The sequence below is a fragment of the Streptomyces sp. NBC_01214 genome (assembly GCF_026340975.1).
In the GTDB taxonomy this organism is placed as follows: domain Bacteria; phylum Actinomycetota; class Actinomycetes; order Streptomycetales; family Streptomycetaceae; genus Streptomyces.
Window position 1 is genome coordinate 1,468,880 of the sequence record NZ_JAPEOS010000003.1, and the last position, 15,906, is coordinate 1,484,785.

16 protein-coding genes are annotated in these 15,906 nt (G+C 70.2%); 8 read left to right on the top strand and 8 right to left on the bottom strand.

What is annotated here, in order from left to right:
- Window positions 1-70 precede the first annotated feature (70 nt).
- From OG594_RS43040 to OG594_RS43065, 5 genes are all read left to right on the top strand, one after another.
- On the top strand, window positions 71-484 hold the full coding sequence (locus tag OG594_RS43040; RefSeq protein WP_266607844.1) for a rodlin: 414 nt from the start codon (window positions 71-73) through the stop codon (window positions 482-484).
- Between the two features lie 322 nt (window positions 485-806).
- The gene (locus OG594_RS43045) at window positions 807-2,099 is read left to right on the top strand and encodes a tryptophan 2,3-dioxygenase family protein (RefSeq protein ID WP_266607846.1); all 1,293 of its coding nucleotides are present in this window, start codon (window positions 807-809) and stop codon (window positions 2,097-2,099) included.
- A 604-nt stretch (window positions 2,100-2,703) separates the two neighbouring features.
- Window positions 2,704-2,877, top strand: coding sequence for a DUF6480 family protein (locus OG594_RS43055; RefSeq protein WP_266607848.1), 174 nt, complete (start codon window positions 2,704-2,706; stop codon window positions 2,875-2,877).
- A 5-nt stretch (window positions 2,878-2,882) separates the two neighbouring features.
- A complete protein-coding gene (locus tag OG594_RS43060; RefSeq protein WP_266607850.1) occupies window positions 2,883-3,476 on the top strand; it encodes a histidine phosphatase family protein in 594 nt (197 codons plus the stop codon).
- A gap of 228 nt (window positions 3,477-3,704) precedes the next feature.
- On the top strand, window positions 3,705-4,073 hold the full coding sequence (locus tag OG594_RS43065; RefSeq protein ID WP_266607852.1) for a PRC-barrel domain-containing protein: 369 nt from the start codon (window positions 3,705-3,707) through the stop codon (window positions 4,071-4,073).
- A 46-nt stretch (window positions 4,074-4,119) separates the two neighbouring features.
- Here the strand turns inward: OG594_RS43065 and OG594_RS43070 are convergent, their stop codons facing one another.
- Both OG594_RS43070 and katG read right to left on the bottom strand, forming a co-directional pair.
- Window positions 4,120-5,019, bottom strand: a complete 900-nt coding sequence (locus OG594_RS43070) for an NAD-dependent protein deacetylase (protein ID WP_266607854.1) — start codon at window positions 5,017-5,019, stop codon at window positions 4,120-4,122.
- Between the two features lie 180 nt (window positions 5,020-5,199).
- Window positions 5,200-7,389 (bottom strand): catalase/peroxidase HPI, encoded by a 2,190-nt coding sequence (katG, locus tag OG594_RS43075; protein WP_266607856.1) that lies wholly within the window; start codon window positions 7,387-7,389, stop codon window positions 5,200-5,202.
- 231 nt (window positions 7,390-7,620) lie between these two features.
- On the opposite strand from katG, the gene OG594_RS43080 reads away from it, so the two are divergent.
- Entirely contained in the window at window positions 7,621-8,046 is a 426-nt protein-coding gene (locus OG594_RS43080; protein ID WP_266607857.1) for a Fur family transcriptional regulator, read from the top strand.
- Between the two features lie 163 nt (window positions 8,047-8,209).
- Here the strand turns inward: OG594_RS43080 and OG594_RS43085 are convergent, their stop codons facing one another.
- The 4 genes from OG594_RS43085 to OG594_RS43100 all read right to left on the bottom strand — a co-directional run bounded on the left by OG594_RS43085 (window position 8,210) and on the right by OG594_RS43100 (window position 11,849).
- Window positions 8,210-9,175, bottom strand: a complete 966-nt coding sequence (locus OG594_RS43085; protein WP_266607858.1) for a hypothetical protein — start codon at window positions 9,173-9,175, stop codon at window positions 8,210-8,212.
- A gap of 158 nt (window positions 9,176-9,333) precedes the next feature.
- Window positions 9,334-10,317, bottom strand: a complete 984-nt coding sequence (locus tag OG594_RS43090; protein ID WP_266605114.1) for an IS481 family transposase — start codon at window positions 10,315-10,317, stop codon at window positions 9,334-9,336.
- A gap of 187 nt (window positions 10,318-10,504) precedes the next feature.
- Complete coding sequence (locus OG594_RS43095; RefSeq protein ID WP_266607860.1) at window positions 10,505-11,155, bottom strand: DUF4360 domain-containing protein; 651 nt, start codon at window positions 11,153-11,155, stop codon at window positions 10,505-10,507.
- A gap of 304 nt (window positions 11,156-11,459) precedes the next feature.
- The gene (locus OG594_RS43100; protein WP_266607862.1) at window positions 11,460-11,849 is read right to left on the bottom strand and encodes a PleD family two-component system response regulator; all 390 of its coding nucleotides are present in this window, start codon (window positions 11,847-11,849) and stop codon (window positions 11,460-11,462) included.
- A gap of 96 nt (window positions 11,850-11,945) precedes the next feature.
- On the opposite strand from OG594_RS43100, the gene OG594_RS43105 reads away from it, so the two are divergent.
- Window positions 11,946-12,230: a hypothetical protein gene (locus OG594_RS43105; RefSeq protein WP_266607863.1), complete on the top strand. Its 285-nt coding sequence runs from the start codon at window positions 11,946-11,948 to the stop codon at window positions 12,228-12,230.
- 262 nt (window positions 12,231-12,492) lie between these two features.
- Complete coding sequence (locus tag OG594_RS43110) at window positions 12,493-14,034, top strand: aldehyde dehydrogenase family protein (RefSeq protein WP_266607864.1); 1,542 nt, start codon at window positions 12,493-12,495, stop codon at window positions 14,032-14,034.
- A gap of 79 nt (window positions 14,035-14,113) precedes the next feature.
- On the opposite strand, the gene OG594_RS43115 is transcribed toward OG594_RS43110, so the two are convergent.
- Both OG594_RS43115 and OG594_RS43120 read right to left on the bottom strand, forming a co-directional pair.
- Window positions 14,114-14,623 carry a hypothetical protein gene (locus OG594_RS43115; RefSeq protein ID WP_266607866.1) on the bottom strand — a complete coding sequence of 170 codons (510 nt, stop codon included), beginning with the start codon at window positions 14,621-14,623 and terminating at the stop codon, window positions 14,114-14,116.
- 694 nt (window positions 14,624-15,317) lie between these two features.
- Window positions 15,318-15,827, bottom strand: coding sequence for a hypothetical protein (locus tag OG594_RS43120; protein ID WP_266607868.1), 510 nt, complete (start codon window positions 15,825-15,827; stop codon window positions 15,318-15,320).
- Between the last annotated feature and the right edge of the window lie 79 nt (window positions 15,828-15,906).

A 15,906-nucleotide genomic window follows, 5' to 3' on the forward strand; every position in this document is an offset into this window, starting at 1 on the left:
AACCTGTGTTCTCCCCGACCGTTGATCAAGGTGCTTATCACCGTGCACTCGTGCGACATAAGGACCACTGATGATCAAGAAGTTCATGGCCACCGCCGCCGTCACCGCATCGATCGTCGGCGCGGGCGCGGCCATGGCCGCCCCGGCCATGGCCATCGGCAACGACAACGGGGTCAACACCGTTCAGGGCAACGGCGCCGCGCAGATCTACGGCAACCAGGAGACCCGCGGTGACCTGAGCCCGCAGCTCGGCGCGATCCAGGGCACCTTGAACAAGCCCTGCATCGGCCTGCCCGTCAAGGTCAACGCCCAGTCCCTGCTCGCGGTCCTCGCCAACGTCGGCGTCCAGGACGTCAACGTCCTGTCCAACCCGCAGAACCAGCAGTGCACCGAGAACTCCACCCAGGCCAAGGGCGACGAGCCGCTCTCGCACATCCTGGACAACATCCCGGTCCTGTCGGGCAACGTTTCGGCCAACAGCTGACGCAGTCCCCTTCTGCGAGCCGGGGCCTCCGACGCCTGCGCGAGTGCCCATGGGGCCCCGGCTTGTTCCACTCGGATCCGCGGTTTCCCGGATCCGCCTCCTCCACCGGCGCGCGGCGGCCGACCGGCCGCCGGGGTGGGCACCGAACCGTACGCCACAGAGCCTCCGCCCGATCGGGCCGGAGGCTCTTTGCGCGTCCCCGCCGCCCTTGTCAAGACACGAATGCTCGCGACGTGACGGGCAGTGTTCCGATCATGCCCACTTGAATCTTCCGCTTCACCCGGATGGGGTGGGGCCCGGCAGGTCCAGGAGGCGAGTCGAGATGAACCCGGAACGCGCAGAGGCGGACCGTTGGGCGGCCATCGGACGCCTGGACGGGGACGGCGGAGAACCGGACGGAATCCACCTGGCGCGCACCGTCACGCAAGAGGTGCGCCGGACCGGGAAGCACTTCCTGCCGCAGCCCCTGCTGCTTCGGCTCAGCGAGATCCGGGGCCACCGCGCGGCGGACCGCACGCCCCATCTCCAGGCGTTCCTCGACTGCATGCTCGACAAGCACGAGGGGCGCTACTGGAACCGGACCTACCTTTCCCTGCCGCTGCTGGAGCTCCTCCTGGGCGAAACGGGGGAAGCGCCGGACCCGAACCGCATGGCCACGCTGCTCATATCCGACGTCATACGCTTCGAGACCCAGACGGAGACTCCGGCGCGGGAACCGCGGGAACCGCGGGAACCGCAGGAAGCGCGGGAAGCGCGGGAATCCGTGGATCGGGACCCGCCGGATCCGGTGACCCTGCGCAAGCGGCTGCACCACGCGCTGCGCTTCGTGGCGCACGACCTCGACGGTCCGGACGCCGATGCCCTGGTCTCAGCGGGGGCCCACGCCCCGTGGTCCCGCTGGGCGGACATCGCCGAGCTCCTGCCCCGGCCTACGGCCACCGAGGCCGGCCACTGGTTCGACCTGACGGTTCAGCCCGTGTACGTGCTGCACGACGAGTACTTCTTCATCCGGGCGCTCCAGGCCCATGAAATGATCTTCACGGCGATCGCGGCGGACGTGCGGGCGGCGATCGAGGCGCTGCGCGCGGGCCGGCTGGACGCGGCGGCGGACCACGTGGACCGTGCGGCCGGTCTCTTCGACCGGGCCTCGGCGCTGTTCCGGATGGTCGCCACCATGCGCCCCGGGCACTTCTCCGCGTTCCGGCAGTTCACCCAGGGCGCCAGCGCCATCCAGTCCGAACAGTACAAGCGCTTCGAGATCCTGTGCGGCCTGCCGACCGCCGCTCGGATGCGGTCGGCAGCCTTCACCAGCGTCCCTTCCGTACGGGGCGAGGCCGAGGGCGAGGCCCACGACACGGTCGTCCGGGCCTACCTCGACCTGCGCCGCTCGGCCCGTTTCGACGAAGCCGAGTGGAACCGCTTCCGCAACGCGCTCGGCGGGCTGGAGGAGCGGCACCAGCGCTGGAAGTCCACCCACCGGAGCCTCGCCGCTCGCATGCTCGGCGGGGCGCACGGATCGGGCTACACGGCGGGCGTCCCGTACCTGGCCGAGTGCCTGGACAACCGGCTCTTCTGGCAACGCGGTGACCAGCGCGGCGCGGGCCACCCGTCCTGAGGCACGGTCAGAAGGAGTGCACCGGAAGGTACTTGCTGTCGCAGGTGAGGACGGCGCGCTCGCTCCCTTCGGGGCTGGTCGTGAGCGTCGCTGGGGCCGCGCGGCACACGTGGCAGATCGCCGCGGCCGGCTCGCCCGTGTCGAAGAAGCTCCGAAAGAACCCGACGGCCCGTTGTCGACGGATAGGTGCCCGGTCGAGGTGGTTGAGGGCTTGCACCCGTCCGGGCTCCGTCGGTACGAGCTGGGGGATCCGACCGGCCGTCTCGACCGCCTTCCAGGGCGCGGTGAGCTCGACCGGAGCGCCGTCACGGGTTCGGCCCCGCGGCCCCGGTCACCCGTTGACCCGAAACGGGCGCCGGGTGGCAGCACGGACACCCGGTGGCCGGTCCCGTTCGAACCGTCGGTCGAGCGGAGCCGTCATCGGCACCCGGCTGGAATCCGCCGTGCCCGGCGGCGCCCTCTCCGTAGGTGCTCCGGGCCGCCTCGCATCCGGGTCTGGACGGGCGGCCGCGAGGAGTGAACCGCCGGGTGGCGGGTAGGCGCCGGATAGTCCCGGCCGAGCTGCTGGAAGGGCGGGCCCGGCCTGCGCGGCGAGGAGGCAGACATGTCCGCACGTGCTCCGGACCCGGGACCACGCCACACGCCTCGACCGACCGTACGGGGCGGCGGCGTACCCCCGGGCGAGACTCCGCCGGGCGAGTCGAGCAGCGGCTCCGGACCCACGCGGGCGCACGAGGGCAGGCACCTGGTCGCGCACCCCGTCCCGTGGTGGAGGTGAGCACCATGTCCTCCGCTGCCGCGCCACACGCGACCTCCTCCTCCTCCTCCTCGTCCGACTCAGCGGCCCCCTGCCGATTGCTGCTGGTCCGCCACGCGAAGGCCGTGCCCAAACACGTGGCCGAGGACTTCGAACGCTCCCTGAGCGACCGCGGACGAGCTGAAGCGGCGGAGACGGGCCGTTGGCTCGCTGCATCGGGCTTCGAGTTCCATCTGGTGCTGTGTTCCCCGGCCCGCAGGACGCGGGAGACGTGGGAGCTGATCGCCCCGGCCCTGCCGGACGTGCCACCCGCCGTCTACGACGACACGGTCTACGATGCGGCCCCGGAAGCCCTGGCCACCGTACTGGCGGAGCGGGGAGCGGGGCTGAGCCACGTGATGCTGGTCGGCCACAACACGGGCATCCACGAGCTGGCCACGTCGCTGTGCGGGACCGGCCCGCCCGAACTGCTGGAACGGCTGAGGGAGGAGCTCCCGACGTCGGGTGTCGTGGTGGTGGACCTTCCGGGCGGGTGGGAGGACCTGACCCCGGGCGACGGCCACGGTGGTCACTTGACTGCGTTCTGGGCACCTGCCCACCAGGATCCGCCGGAGCACTGACCGCGTGCCGGGTTCGCCGGTGGCGCCGAGCGCTCCGACGACCGGCATGCCGGAGCGGTGGTGTGTGCCCGGGGCCTCGCGACGGTCGGCGTACCCGAGGTGCTCGTCCCGACGGAACTCGGGAGCGGACTCGATCTGAATTCGTACGTGCACAACGGGGAAGGCGGGGCAGACGCCGTTCAAGAGGTTGGTTGATCCTTTCGTGCACACCGGAGGAGTTGGTTTCACGTGACCGAGCACGTGTGGAGCTACAAGTCGACGTCGGGCCACCTGGCCGGTACCGATCTCACCGGCTACAAGGTCGAGGCGGTCGACGGAAGCATCGGCAAGGTCGACAAGCACTCCGACGAGGTCGGTGACGCCTACCTGGTCGTCGATACAGGGGTGTGGATCTTCGGAAAGGAAGTGCTCCTGCCGGCCGGCACCGTGATCGCCGTCGACCCGGAGGAGCGCACGATCCACGTGGAGCGCACCAAGGAACAGATCAAGGGCTCCCCGGAGTTCCACCGGGACGCGCACCTCGGCGACGCGGGCTACCGCGAGCAGCTGGCCCTCTACTACGGCCCCGCCGGCCCCTTCGGCGGCCCGTTCGTCTGACCCGCCGTGCGGGAGGGGCCCGGACCCGACGGGGCCGGGCCCCGGTTCAATCCGCCGTACGGCCGTCGACGGGGATGTCCAGCCCGTCGGCGAGGGCGGCGAGGGTCGTCCCCAGGGGGAGCGCGACGCGGGTGGCGGCGTGCCGGTCGCCTCGGGTCGGGTCCCTGTTGACGATCAGTACGGGTTTTCCCGCCTGGGCTGCCTGCCGGACGAACCGGAGGCCGGACATCACCGTCAGCGAGGACCCCAGGACCAGGAGTGAGGTCGCCGCATCGACCAGTGCGCGGCAGCGCTCGACCCGGCGCGGGGGAACGGTCTCGCCGAAGAACACCACGTCCGGTTTGAGGATGCCGCCGCACTCCGAGCAGGGCATGACGGTGAAGTCTCCGACCTGTTCGTCGGTGAGGTCGGCGTCACCGTCCGGATTCAGTGGGGCGGCCACGGGCTCGAAGCCCGCATTGGCCCCTTCCAGCCGCCGGGCGAGTTCCCGGCGCGTGCTGGAGGCGCCGCAGGAAAGGCAGAGCACCCGGCCCAGACTTCCGTGGAGTTCCACCACGTCCTCGCTGCCGGCGGCCTGGTGCAGGCCGTCGACGTTCTGGGTGATCACCGCCGAGAGCAGGCCGTGCCGCCCGAACGCGGCCACGGCCCGGTGCCCCGCATTGGGCCGGGCGCGGCCGAAGGTGCGCCAGCCCAGGTGACTGCGTGCCCAGTAGCGGCGCCGGGCGAGGGCGCTCGTGGTGAATTCCTGGTAGGTCATCGGGGTGTGCCGGCGCAGGCTTCCGCCCTCGCCCCGGTAGTCGGGGATGCCCGACTCGGTGGAAAGGCCCGCCCCGCTGAGTACCAGCACGCCGCCGGTCCTCAGCGCGGCGGCGACCGGCTCCGGATCCGTGGTGCCCGGCCGCAGGTCCTCGGCGGGGGTCCAGCTCAGAGTGGGGCGCGTACGCATGTGGCCAGCGTACGGAACGGGCCCGACACCGGCACCGGACCGTGCCCCGTGCGGCCACCCGGCGGGTGCGGGATCCGGGCGGTCATCCCGCAGCCCGCCGACCGGGCCGCAGACCGACGGCGGCCGGGCAGTCGTGGCGGCCGACCGTCGCCCTTCGACCGCGCGGCAGGAATCGACGCCCTACGCGAGGTCGAACCGGTCGAGGTTCATCACCTTGTCCCAGGCGGAGACGAAGTCACGGACGAACTTCTCTTCCGCGTCCTTCGACGCGTAGACCTCCGAGAGCGCCCGGAGCTGGGCGTGCGAACCGAAGACGAGGTCCACCGCGGTCGCCGTCCACCTGACCTCGCCCGTGGCGTGGTCCCGGCCCTCGAACACGTTCTCCGCCGACTCCGACGCCTTCCACTGCGTACCCATGTCGAGCAGGTTGACGAAGAAGTCGTTGGTCAGCGCCTCCGGGCGGTCCGTGAACACGCCGTGCCGGCCCTGCCGGAACCCGGTGTTCATGGCCCGCATGCCGCCGATGAGCACGGTCATCTCGGGAGCGGTCAGGTTCAGCATGCTGGCCCGGTCCAGCAGCAGCGCCTCCGGCGACAGCTTCTCGCCCGCCCGCAGGTAGTTCCGGAACCCGTCCGCCGCCGGTTCGAGGACGGCGAAGGACTCCACGTCGGTCTGCTCCTGCGAGGCATCCGTGCGCCCCGGTGCGAACGGCACCTCGATGTCGTACCCGGCGTTCTTCGCGCCCTGTTCGACGGCCGCGCAGCCGCCCAGCACGATCAGGTCGGCGAGCGAGACCTTCTTCCCTCCGCCCTGCGCCCGGTTGAAGTCCTGCTGGATCCCCTCCAGCTTCCGCACCACCTCGGTGACCTCGGGCAGGTCGTTGGCCTCCCAGTCCTTCTGCGGCGCGAGCCGGATCCGGGCTCCGTTGGCCCCGCCCCGCATGTCGGTGCCGCGGAAGCTCGACGCCGCCGCCCAGGCGGTGGTGACCAGCTGGGGAAGGGACGGCCCCGAGGCGAGGATCGTGCGCTTGAGGGCGGCGACGTCCTCGGCCGCGACCAGCTCGTGATCGACCGCGGGTACGGGGTCCTGCCACAGCTGCGGTTCGGGGATCCACGGGCCGAGGAAGCGCGAGACCGGACCCATGTCGCGGTGCAGCAGTTTGTACCAGGCCTTGCCGAACGCGTCGGCGAGCCGGTCCGGGTTCTCGTGGAAGCCCTTCGCGATCGGTGCGTAGACCGGGTCCATCCGCAGCGCGAGGTCCGTCGTCAGCATCATCGGCGCGTGCCTCTTCGACGGATCATGGGCGTCCGGCACCGTGCCCTGGGCCGCGGGGTCCTTGGGGGTCCACTGCTGGGCACCGGCGGGGCTCGTGGTCAGTTCCCACTCGTACCGGAACAGGTTGTCCAGGTAGCCGTTGTCCCACGTGGTGGGCTCGGTGGTCCATGCGCCCTCCAGCCCGCTGGTGAGCGCGTCGGCGCCGCTGCCGGTGCCGTAGGTGTTCTTCCAGCCGATCCCCTGCTGCTCGATCGGGCAGGCCTCGGGCTCGGGCCCGATGTAGTCGGGGCCGACCGCACCGTGGCACTTGCCGAACGTGTGGCCGCCGACGATGAGCGCGACCGTCTCCTCGTCGTTCATGGCCATGCGCGCGAACGTCTCGCGAATGTCCCGGGCGGCGGCGACCGGGTTCGGGTCGCCGTTGGGCCCTTCCGGATTGACGTAGATCAGGCCCATCTGCACGGCGCCGAAGGGGCCGGAGAGTTCCCTGTCGCCGCTGTAGCGCTCATCGCCGAGCCACGTGTCCTCGGGCCCCCAGAAAATCTCCTCGGGTTCCCAGATGTCCTCCCGCCCGAAGGCGAAGCCGAACGTCTTGAAACCCATCGATTCCATGGCGCAGTTTCCTGCGAACACCAAAAGGTCGGCCCATGAGATCTTCCGACCGTATTTCTGCTTGACCGGCCAGAGCAGACGGCGTGCCTTGTCGAGACTCGCATTGTCGGGCCAGCTGTTGAGAGGGGCGAACCGCTGGGCGCCGGCTCCGCCGCCACCCCGGCCGTCGGCGATGCGGTACGTTCCCGCCGCATGCCAGCTCATCCGGATGAAGAGCGGGCCGTAGTGGCCGTAGTCCGCGGGCCACCAGTCCTGCGACGCCGTCATCACGTCGAAGACGTCCCGCTTCAGGGCGTCGAAGTCCAGGGTCGCGAGCTCTTCCGCGTAGTCGAAATCGTCCCCCATCGGATTGGCCAGGGGCGAATTTTGGTGCAGAACCTGAAGGTCCAGCTGGTTCGGCCACCAGTCCCGATTCGACCTGGGGCGGGTCGGCGTGGTGGTCGGGGCAGGGATTACTGGGTTCTCGCTGTCGCTGCCGGACACGTCCGTCCTTCTTCCTGTGTCGATGTTTCCATCTGCTGGCTGCTTGCGTCGGCGCGTCCGTATGTTCGCGCACCGAAGGGCCCGTCGCTACGAGAACACGCAGGGCGTGGGCGCGTAGAAAACACTCGGAATTCGGATCGGTGTCACGGCCCGACGGTTCCGCTTCCTGCCGGGCCCTGATCTATGTCGCTAACGTTCTGCTGTCCCGCCGAGCCGAAAAGGTGAGCCGATATGAGTGACCTGCTGGAGCGACTTCGATGGCGTGGCTGGCGGATGACGTCCCAGCGGCGTGTCGTCGTGGAGGTCCTCGACGGAGATCACGTGCACCTCACGGCGGACGAGGTGCACGCCCGCGCGGCGCAGCGGCTGCCCGAGATCGCCCGGGCGACCGTCTACAACACCCTGGGCGAGCTGGTCGCGATGGGGGAGGTGGTGGAGGTTTCCGTACAGGGTCGGGTCAAGCGCTTCGACCCCAACGCGCACCACGCGCACCAGCACTTGGTGTGCACGGGCTGCGGCACCATCCGCGACGTGCACGCGGCCGGCACGCCGGCCGATCTGCCGCCGCAGGAGCGGTTCGGCTTCACCGTGTCCGCGGTCGAGGTCACCTACCGCGGGTTGTGTCCTTCCTGTGCCTCCGGGACGGCTCGGGCGTGACCGGGTGACCGGGTGACCGTGGCCGTGTTCGTGTTCGTGTTCGTGCGGAGCCCGCGCCCCGGGCCCGGTACGCGCCGGGGGTGGTGCCCGTCCGCCGGGGGAACGCACGGACCGGGGCCGTGGCCCCGCTCGGGCCGGCGCGGGGATCCGGTCGCCGGGGACCTCAGTACAGCGGGCCGGAAGGGAACCCGTGATCCGGCGGGAGGGGATCGGGCAGGACGGGAGCCGGCTGAGCGGCGGCTCCCTGCGCGCGCCGGACGGCCAGGCGCGCGGGCCACTCGATCGCCCACATGATCGCAGCGGCTCCCGCCAGCGCCCAGAAGCCGTCGGCGTGCAGACGGGGGTCCACGAACGCGGAGGCCGCACAGATCAGCCACAGCACCAGGCAGTGGTAGGCGACGAGCACGATCGAGGCGGCTCCCGGTACGGGCAGGGACAGCGTGATGCGCGGCAGCAGGAAGAGGGACGCCACGGCACACAGGGCGAGCGCTTGCCGCCACCCCGGCGCAGCGTCGAGCCGGACTCCGTCCAGCACGAGCGAGGCGAGCGCGAGTCCGGCGGCATTGAGCAGTACGGCGGCCAGCGAGCGCGCAGCCGCGCGGCTGGTACGGCGGCGGAACAGGGCGAAGCAGGTTCCGACCGTGGTGGCAACGGCCGCCACCAGCAGCCCCGAGACGAAGACCGGCCACAGTCCGGCCAGGTGCGCGGACAGCCCTGCGGCGCCGCAGACCCGTACGCCGGCCCAGAGGGCCAGCGGGTACGCAGCGAGCAAGGCCAACGAGCGGACCAAGGCATGCAGCACGCCGAGGAACACCAGACGGCGCACCGGGGCGAAGAACTCCCGGTCCGAGCCCCAGACGTCGGGCTCCTCCGTGAGGAGCCCCCGGGCCCGTCGCAGGGACGGCCGCACCAGCAGGGCCGTCAGGCTCGACGCCGCCCACACGCCTGCGCTGACGAGGGCGGCCATCAGCGCCACCGCCAGTACCTGCCGGCCTGTCGAACCGGTCAGCCGGAAGTCGACGACCAAGACGGCGGCCACCGCCACGCCGGCAGCCGCCGAAGCCAGTCGGAGGATGACGCCGGCGCCCCTTTCCGTACGTCCCTGCCAGAGCCCGGTATCGGCCGTCATCGGCCCGCCCCCTCGTCCGTCGCGACTCCCATGGAAGGCATGCCCTGCTCGAGCCCTCGCCAGCCATGTGCGGCCACGCCGGTACGGCGAAGCCGAACGGACCCCGGACCGGGAATTCTCCGGCGGCCCGTAGCCGCCCCGAGCGCCGACGGGCCGGCCTAGGTGTATTGACCCGCAGCGTTGTTGACTCGGCTGATGGGTGGGTGTCCGCCGAGTGCGGTGTGGCAGCGGTGGTGGTTGTAGGTGTGGAGGAAGTCTGCCAGGGCTGCTGTCCGCTCGGTGTTGCTGGTGTAGGGCCGGAGATAGGCCCACTCGTCCAGCAGGGTGCGGTTGAAGCGTTCGACCTTGCCGTTGGTCTGCGGCCGGTAGGGCCGGGTTCGTTTGTGGGTGATCCCGGCCTTGGTCAGGGTCTGGGTGAACAGCTTCGACTTGTAGCAGGAGCCGTTGTCGGTCAGGACGCGTTCGACGGTGATCGCGTGGTCGGCGAAGAATGCGTTCGCCCGCTCCCAGAAGCCGATGGCGGTCTCCTTGCGTTCGTCGGTCAGGACCTCGCTGTAGGCCAGGCGGGAGTGGTCGTCGACCGCGGAATGGACGTAGGAGTAGCCGATCACCGGTGTGTTGCTCTTGCGCTGGCCGGTGGTGGCCTGGCGGTTGCGGTCGCCGGCTGACCGGCCCACGACGCGCCATCCGCCGCCGTCGGGGATGTTGCCGAGCTTCTTGATGTCCACGTGGACCAGTTCACCGGGCCGGGTCCGCTCGTAGCGGCGGACCGGCTCGCCGGTGGGCCGGTCGAGCCAGGCCAGGCGGTTCAGGCGGTGCCGGACGAGGATCCGGTGCACTGTGGAGGCGGGCAGGCCCAGGATCGGGCCGATGCGGGCCGGGCCGAGCTTGCGGTCGGTCCGCAGCCGGCACACATGGTCCTCGACCGTGGCCGGGGTGCGGTGCGGCGTCGTGCGGGGCCTGCTGGAGCGGTCCGCAAGGCCCGCTTCGCCCTCGGCACGCCAGCGGCGGACCCACTTGTGGGCCGTGGGACGCGATATCCCCATCTCCGCGGCCACGTGCGCGACCGGACGCCCGGCCAGAACACGTTCGACCAGGATCCGCCTGCCGTGCACGGTCAGCCGGGCATTACGGTGGGACACGAAGACCTCCGTGTGTGGTGTGGAGCCTAGACACCTCCACCACACCGGAGGTCTTCGCCATGATCAAGACCCGACACCGTTAACAACGCTCGTGATCAATACACCTAGGCCGGCCGGTGCGCGCCCGCGGCTACCGCCCCCCGCCGCGCGCGCACGCGCAACGGGGGGCGGCCGGGAGCGGGGTGGATCACTTGCCGGGGCACTCCTTCCAGGCCAGGTGGTAGATGGTGTTGATGCTGCCGTCGGTGGAGTCCATCGTCATGTAGCTGGTCGACGAGGGGGACGAGGTGCCTCTGGTCACGCGCAGTTCGGTGTTGATGTTGAAGTTCCGCTGCACCCCGCACGGCGCCCAGACCAGTTGGGCCCAGTCGGTCACGTCGGTGGCCTGCCAGTTGTCCTCCTGGGGGCCGCTGAAGTTGTGCGTGCGCGCGGCGGTGTCCGGCGAGCCCTGGAAGTAGTACGAGGCCTTCTCGGTGGCCTTGGCGCCCGGCGCGAGCGAGGCGTAGCCGCGGTAGTCGGCGCTGGCGACCGCGTAGGTGAATCCGTGGGGCACGTGCACGATCAGGCTGAGCTGGCAGTTCTTGCGCGCTGCCGTGGGCGGGGCGCCGCCGCCGATCTGGGCCAGGTACTGGCTGTACGTCACGGTGAAGGCGGTGTTGTCCTGGGACACGGCGACCTGAGCGGTGTCCTTGGGGCACCCGGATCCGTTGACCGTGGCGACTTCGATCACGATGCGGTCGGGCGGCGGGTTCACGATCGTGGAGGGGGTGGCGTGCGTGGGCAGGGTGGCGGTGAGCAGGGCGCCGATCGCGCCGCTCACGAGGAATCCGCCGGACATGGTTCTCCGATCCACTGCTTCGGTACCGGGCGGCGCGCAGGCGGGGGTGCCTGCGTGCCGGTGGGTGGGGGGTGCGGCCGGCCAGAGCGGGGCCGGGTCGTCACAGACCGGTGTGCAGGGTGGAACGGGGCAGGCCCAAGAAGGGGAATTTGGGCATGTCCCTGACAATTCCCGATCGGTGAAGACCGGGTGCCCGAATCGTAGGAACCCCGGGCGGCCCCGACCAGGGCGATGTCCGGCCAATCGCGCGGCCCCGCCCGGACCGGCCGGATCCGGACGACCGGCCGGAGGCCGAAGAGCGGAATCAGGCCGCGGTCGACCGGGCCAGCCGCTCGACGCGGGCCACGAACTCCGCGGGATGGAACGGCTTCGCGAGACAGTCGCTCACACCGGCCTCCAGCGCGCGCACCGTGCACTCCGGATCCGCCGGCGGCAGCGCGAGGATCGGCACCCGCCCGTGCTCGGGGTGCCGGCGGATCTCCTCGAACAGCGCCACCTCGTCCAGGCCCGGCCCGGTGCGCTCGCAGATCACCAGGGAGATCGGGCCGGCGCTGCCCAGCAGGGAGACGGTGTCCGCCCCGGTCCCGCCGTCGACCACGGTGAACCCGCGGGCCACGAGGAGGCGCTCCAGCAGGCCCCGGAGGGTGGTCTCCTTCGCCACGAGGAGGATCCTGTCCGGGGTGTCGCCGCTCATGTCTGTCCTCTTCATCCGTGTGGGGGTCCCGCAGAGCCTACGAGGCGGCGCGTGTGCACGCCCGCTCCGGGGCACCCCATCCGGTAGCTTCGGTCCATGAGCACAGAGCCGCAGAGCTTTGAGATCCTGCTGGTGCCCGGGCACATCCAGAACCTGCGCGGTGAGTCCCCCGCGGACCGGGCCCTGCGGTCGGCCACGGTCGAGGCGACCGGCGAAACGGGTGCCTCGGGCTATCCCCGCTACCGCGGGCAGGGCGTGGAGGCCGACATCGACCCGAGCACGCGCACGGTCGAGGCCCTGCTGGTCGACGGCGCGGAGCTGGACTACGGGCTGGTCGCCATGATCGCTCCCGAGCGGGAGCGGGGCGGCGGCAAGCGCTGAAGGGGTGTCCCGAGGTCCTGTCGTCACAGTGGCGTCGCGGGCCCGACGGGACGTTGACGACAGGACCTGGGCGCGGGATCCGGACCCCGGGAGGAGGGACGGGCGACGCGCCGCTCCGAGCCGGCACCGGCCATTTCGCACGCACGGTACGTACGGTCGCGGTGATGCCCCGTAGCCTCGATGTGCGGCCGCCCCCGTGCGAAGGGCCGCCGTACGCGAGCCACCTCCCTGCCCCGCCCACCCCCTGAGCGGAGAACCACAGATGGCACCCACCCTCGCCCTCAAGCCCGGTACGGCCTGGTCCGACGCGTGGCGGCGGTCCCTGGCCGCCGCCCCCGAAGCCTTCCGAGACGACCGCGTCCTCAACCTCTGGGCCGGCTCCTGGCAGCCCGACGGCCGCAGCCTGCCCGCCACCAGCCCGGTCGACGGCAGCCCCGTCGCGGGCCCCCCGCGGCTCGACCCGCAGACCGCGGGCGCGGCCGTACGGGCCTGCCTCGACGAGCACCGCGCCTGGCGGCACGTCCCGCTGCCCGAACGGCGCGCCCGGGTCACCGCCGCCCTCGACGCCCTCACCGAGCACCGGGACCTGCTCTCCCTCCTGCTGGTGTGGGAGATCGGCAAGCCCTGGCACCTCGCCCGGGCCGATGTGGACCGGGCCGTGGACGGCGTCCGCTGGTACGTGGAGCACATCGAGGCCATGGCCGACGGCCGTTCCCCGCTCGCCGGGCCCGTCTCCAACATCGCGAGCTGGAACTACCCCATGTCCGTGCTGGTCCACGCCATGCTCGTACAGGCCCTCGCGGGCAACGCGGTCATCGCGAAGACCCCCACCGACGGAGGCCTCGCCTGCCTCACCCTCGCCGGCGCGCTGATCCGCCGCGAGGGCATCCCCGTCACCCTGGTCAGCGGCAGCGGGGCCGAACTGTCCGAGGCCCTCGTACGCTCCCCGGAGATCGGCTGCGTCTCCTTCGTCGGCGGCCGCGACACCGGAGCGCGGATCGCCACCGCCGTCACCGACCTCGGCAAGCGCCACATCCTGGAGCAGGAGGGCCTCAACACCTGGGGCATCTGGGAACACACCGACTGGTCCGCGCTGACGGCGGTCATCCCCAAGCTCTTCGACTACGGCAAGCAGCGCTGCACCGCCTACCCGCGCTTCGTCGTCCAGCGCACCGCCTTCGACGCCTTCCTCGCCGCCTACCTGCCGGCCGTCGCGTCCATCCGCACCGGCCACCCGCTCGCCGTCGCGCACCCCGAAGACCCGCTGCCCGAGCTGGACTTCGGCCCCCTCATCAACGCGGCCAAGGCCAAGGAGCTCACCGACCACGCCGCCGAGGCCATCGAGCGGGGCGCCGTACCGCTCTACCGCGGCACGCTGGACCCGGCCCGCTTCCTGGAGGGCCAGGACACCTCCGCGTACATGGCCCCGCTCACGCTGCTCAGCCCGCCGGCCTCCTCCCCGCTCTACCACGCGGAACCCTTCGGGCCCGTCGACACCATCGTCCTCGTCGACACCGAGGCGGAGCTGCTCGCCGCGATGAACGCCTCGGGCGGCGCCCTCGTCGCGACCCTGTCCACCGACGATCCGGCCACCTTCGCCCGGCTCGCCCCGCAGATCCGGGCCTTCAAACTCGGCCACGGCAAGCCCCGCTCGCGCGGCGACCGCGAGGAGCTCTTCGGCGGGTTCGGCGCATCCTGGCGCGGCGCGTTCGTCGGCGGTGAACTGCTCGTGCACGCCGTCACCGACGGCGTGGACGGCGAACGGCTGCCCGGCAACTTCCCCGAGTACCAGCTGATGCCGTAGCCCGCGGGGCGGTAAAACGACAATGCCCTCCGTCACCGCGCTGCGGTGACGGAGGGCATGCGTGGCCCTCAGACGATCATCAGTCTCCCGAGGTCCAAGGAATCTGCCCCTCGGGCTCGAAGAGAGCCGCGTAGAGGGACACTTGGTCCCGACCCTCGACGAGAGCGATGGAAACCGCCTGTTCCAAGTGGTCGGACGGCAGGAGGGTGAACCCATGAGTGGTCAGGACCGACGCGACGTCGGACTCCGCCGGTCCCATGTGCCCCAGAGGTGACACCAGCGCCCCCACGCCGAGACCGTCCTCGCCGAATGTGAGGATCACGGCGTAGGGCCCGACCATCGACAACTTGACGATCAGCGGGCGTGCAGCGTTCACGACGTAGGTGAAACAGACGTCGCAACTGGTGTCCGTGTCGTCCTCTACCGGGCCGATGTGACCCAGCTCGCGGAGAATGGTGTCGAACGGCTCCCGGTTGGTAACTGAGTTCCTGACGAACTGAAAATGCGGGGAGCTGAGATCGCCGTAGGAACTACGCAGCTGCTCCTCGTAGACGGATCGGACGAACTTCTTGGCCTTGCTCCGGCCCATTGGTGTTCCTGCCCCTTCGGGGTCGGCCGGGAACCGGAGTTCCGTGCTCCCAGGCATACGCGGAATAGGCGTCGGCCTCGGCCCGAGAGTTGAACACCGAGGTCGGGGTCGTGTTGTGAACGAGGACTGGAGTGGCTTCAGCCAGCACATAGTACGTGTGCGCGCTGGGGTGGCGTCATCTGCAATTTCGCAGGTCAGCGCGATTCGGCCAGTCCGTGGGAGTGCGTGGAAGTGCCGTGCTGTGCGCCCCTGTTGCCGTCGGCGTGCCGTCAGACGGCTACGCGCGCGAGGGGGGAGGTGGGTAAAGCCCACGGAGCCGACCGACCCCACATCCGGGCCTCCGCCCCGGCCAACTCCCCGCCGTCGCCTCGCCGTCGGCCTGGCGCTCGCCGTGCGGGCACGTCAGGCTTTCTCCGCGCTTCCGGTACAACGCTGTGCTGTTTCTGCGCGGCCTGGTCGCTGGCCGGCCCGCGTCAGCGGGTCGCCTTGAAGACGTAGGGAAAGTTTGGACGCACCCGGCTTTGACGCTACGCCGCAACGGCTGGTGGAGATGCACGGCTGGGGCTGTGACCTGGTCAGCCCGAGGGATGGGTTCAGACGCAACCAACCTCCCCGACCCATCCCCGACGTTGCCGTCACCGTTGCCGTCAAACGCCGTTCATCTACCGGGCTTGATGAGCGAATCGCATGGCTATCAGGGACTCTCGTGTGCCCTACGCCAAGATCGAAATGGTTCCAAAGTGGAAATTTCAGAGGCTGCACGCTCAAGGATCATCGAGAAATCGAAGGTCAACTTATCGAGCATGTCTTCCATGCTGGCGCAATTGGCATACTCGACACTGGGCGACGGTTTCCAGGAAGTCCTGGAATGGCAGCGAATTTCATATGAGTCATTCACTCGCTCGAAGGTGATGCTCCGTTCCACGCCTTGCGAATAGAAGTCAACCTTACCAGTGTCGTTCAGCTTCAAGCTTTCGACCAGGGCGGGTACCTGTTCGATCAAAGTCGACATGTCGTACGACACATCGAAACTCCAATCCGTACTTCCGAATCCCGCGATATGAAAACTGCAGCCCACGTCGGACAAGATCCGACATCCCTGCATCACCAGGTATTCATAGTCGGCCGTGTCCTCTAGCGGTTCGAGCGCTATCGATGAAGCGACCGAACCAGAGGGGCATGAGATTCTGAATTCAAATGGCACTGCGATTGATCCTTTCGCGAAAGCGAGATTCGCGCCAATGGTGACGCTAAGGCGTGGGGCCGAAGACCGGATAGGCGGT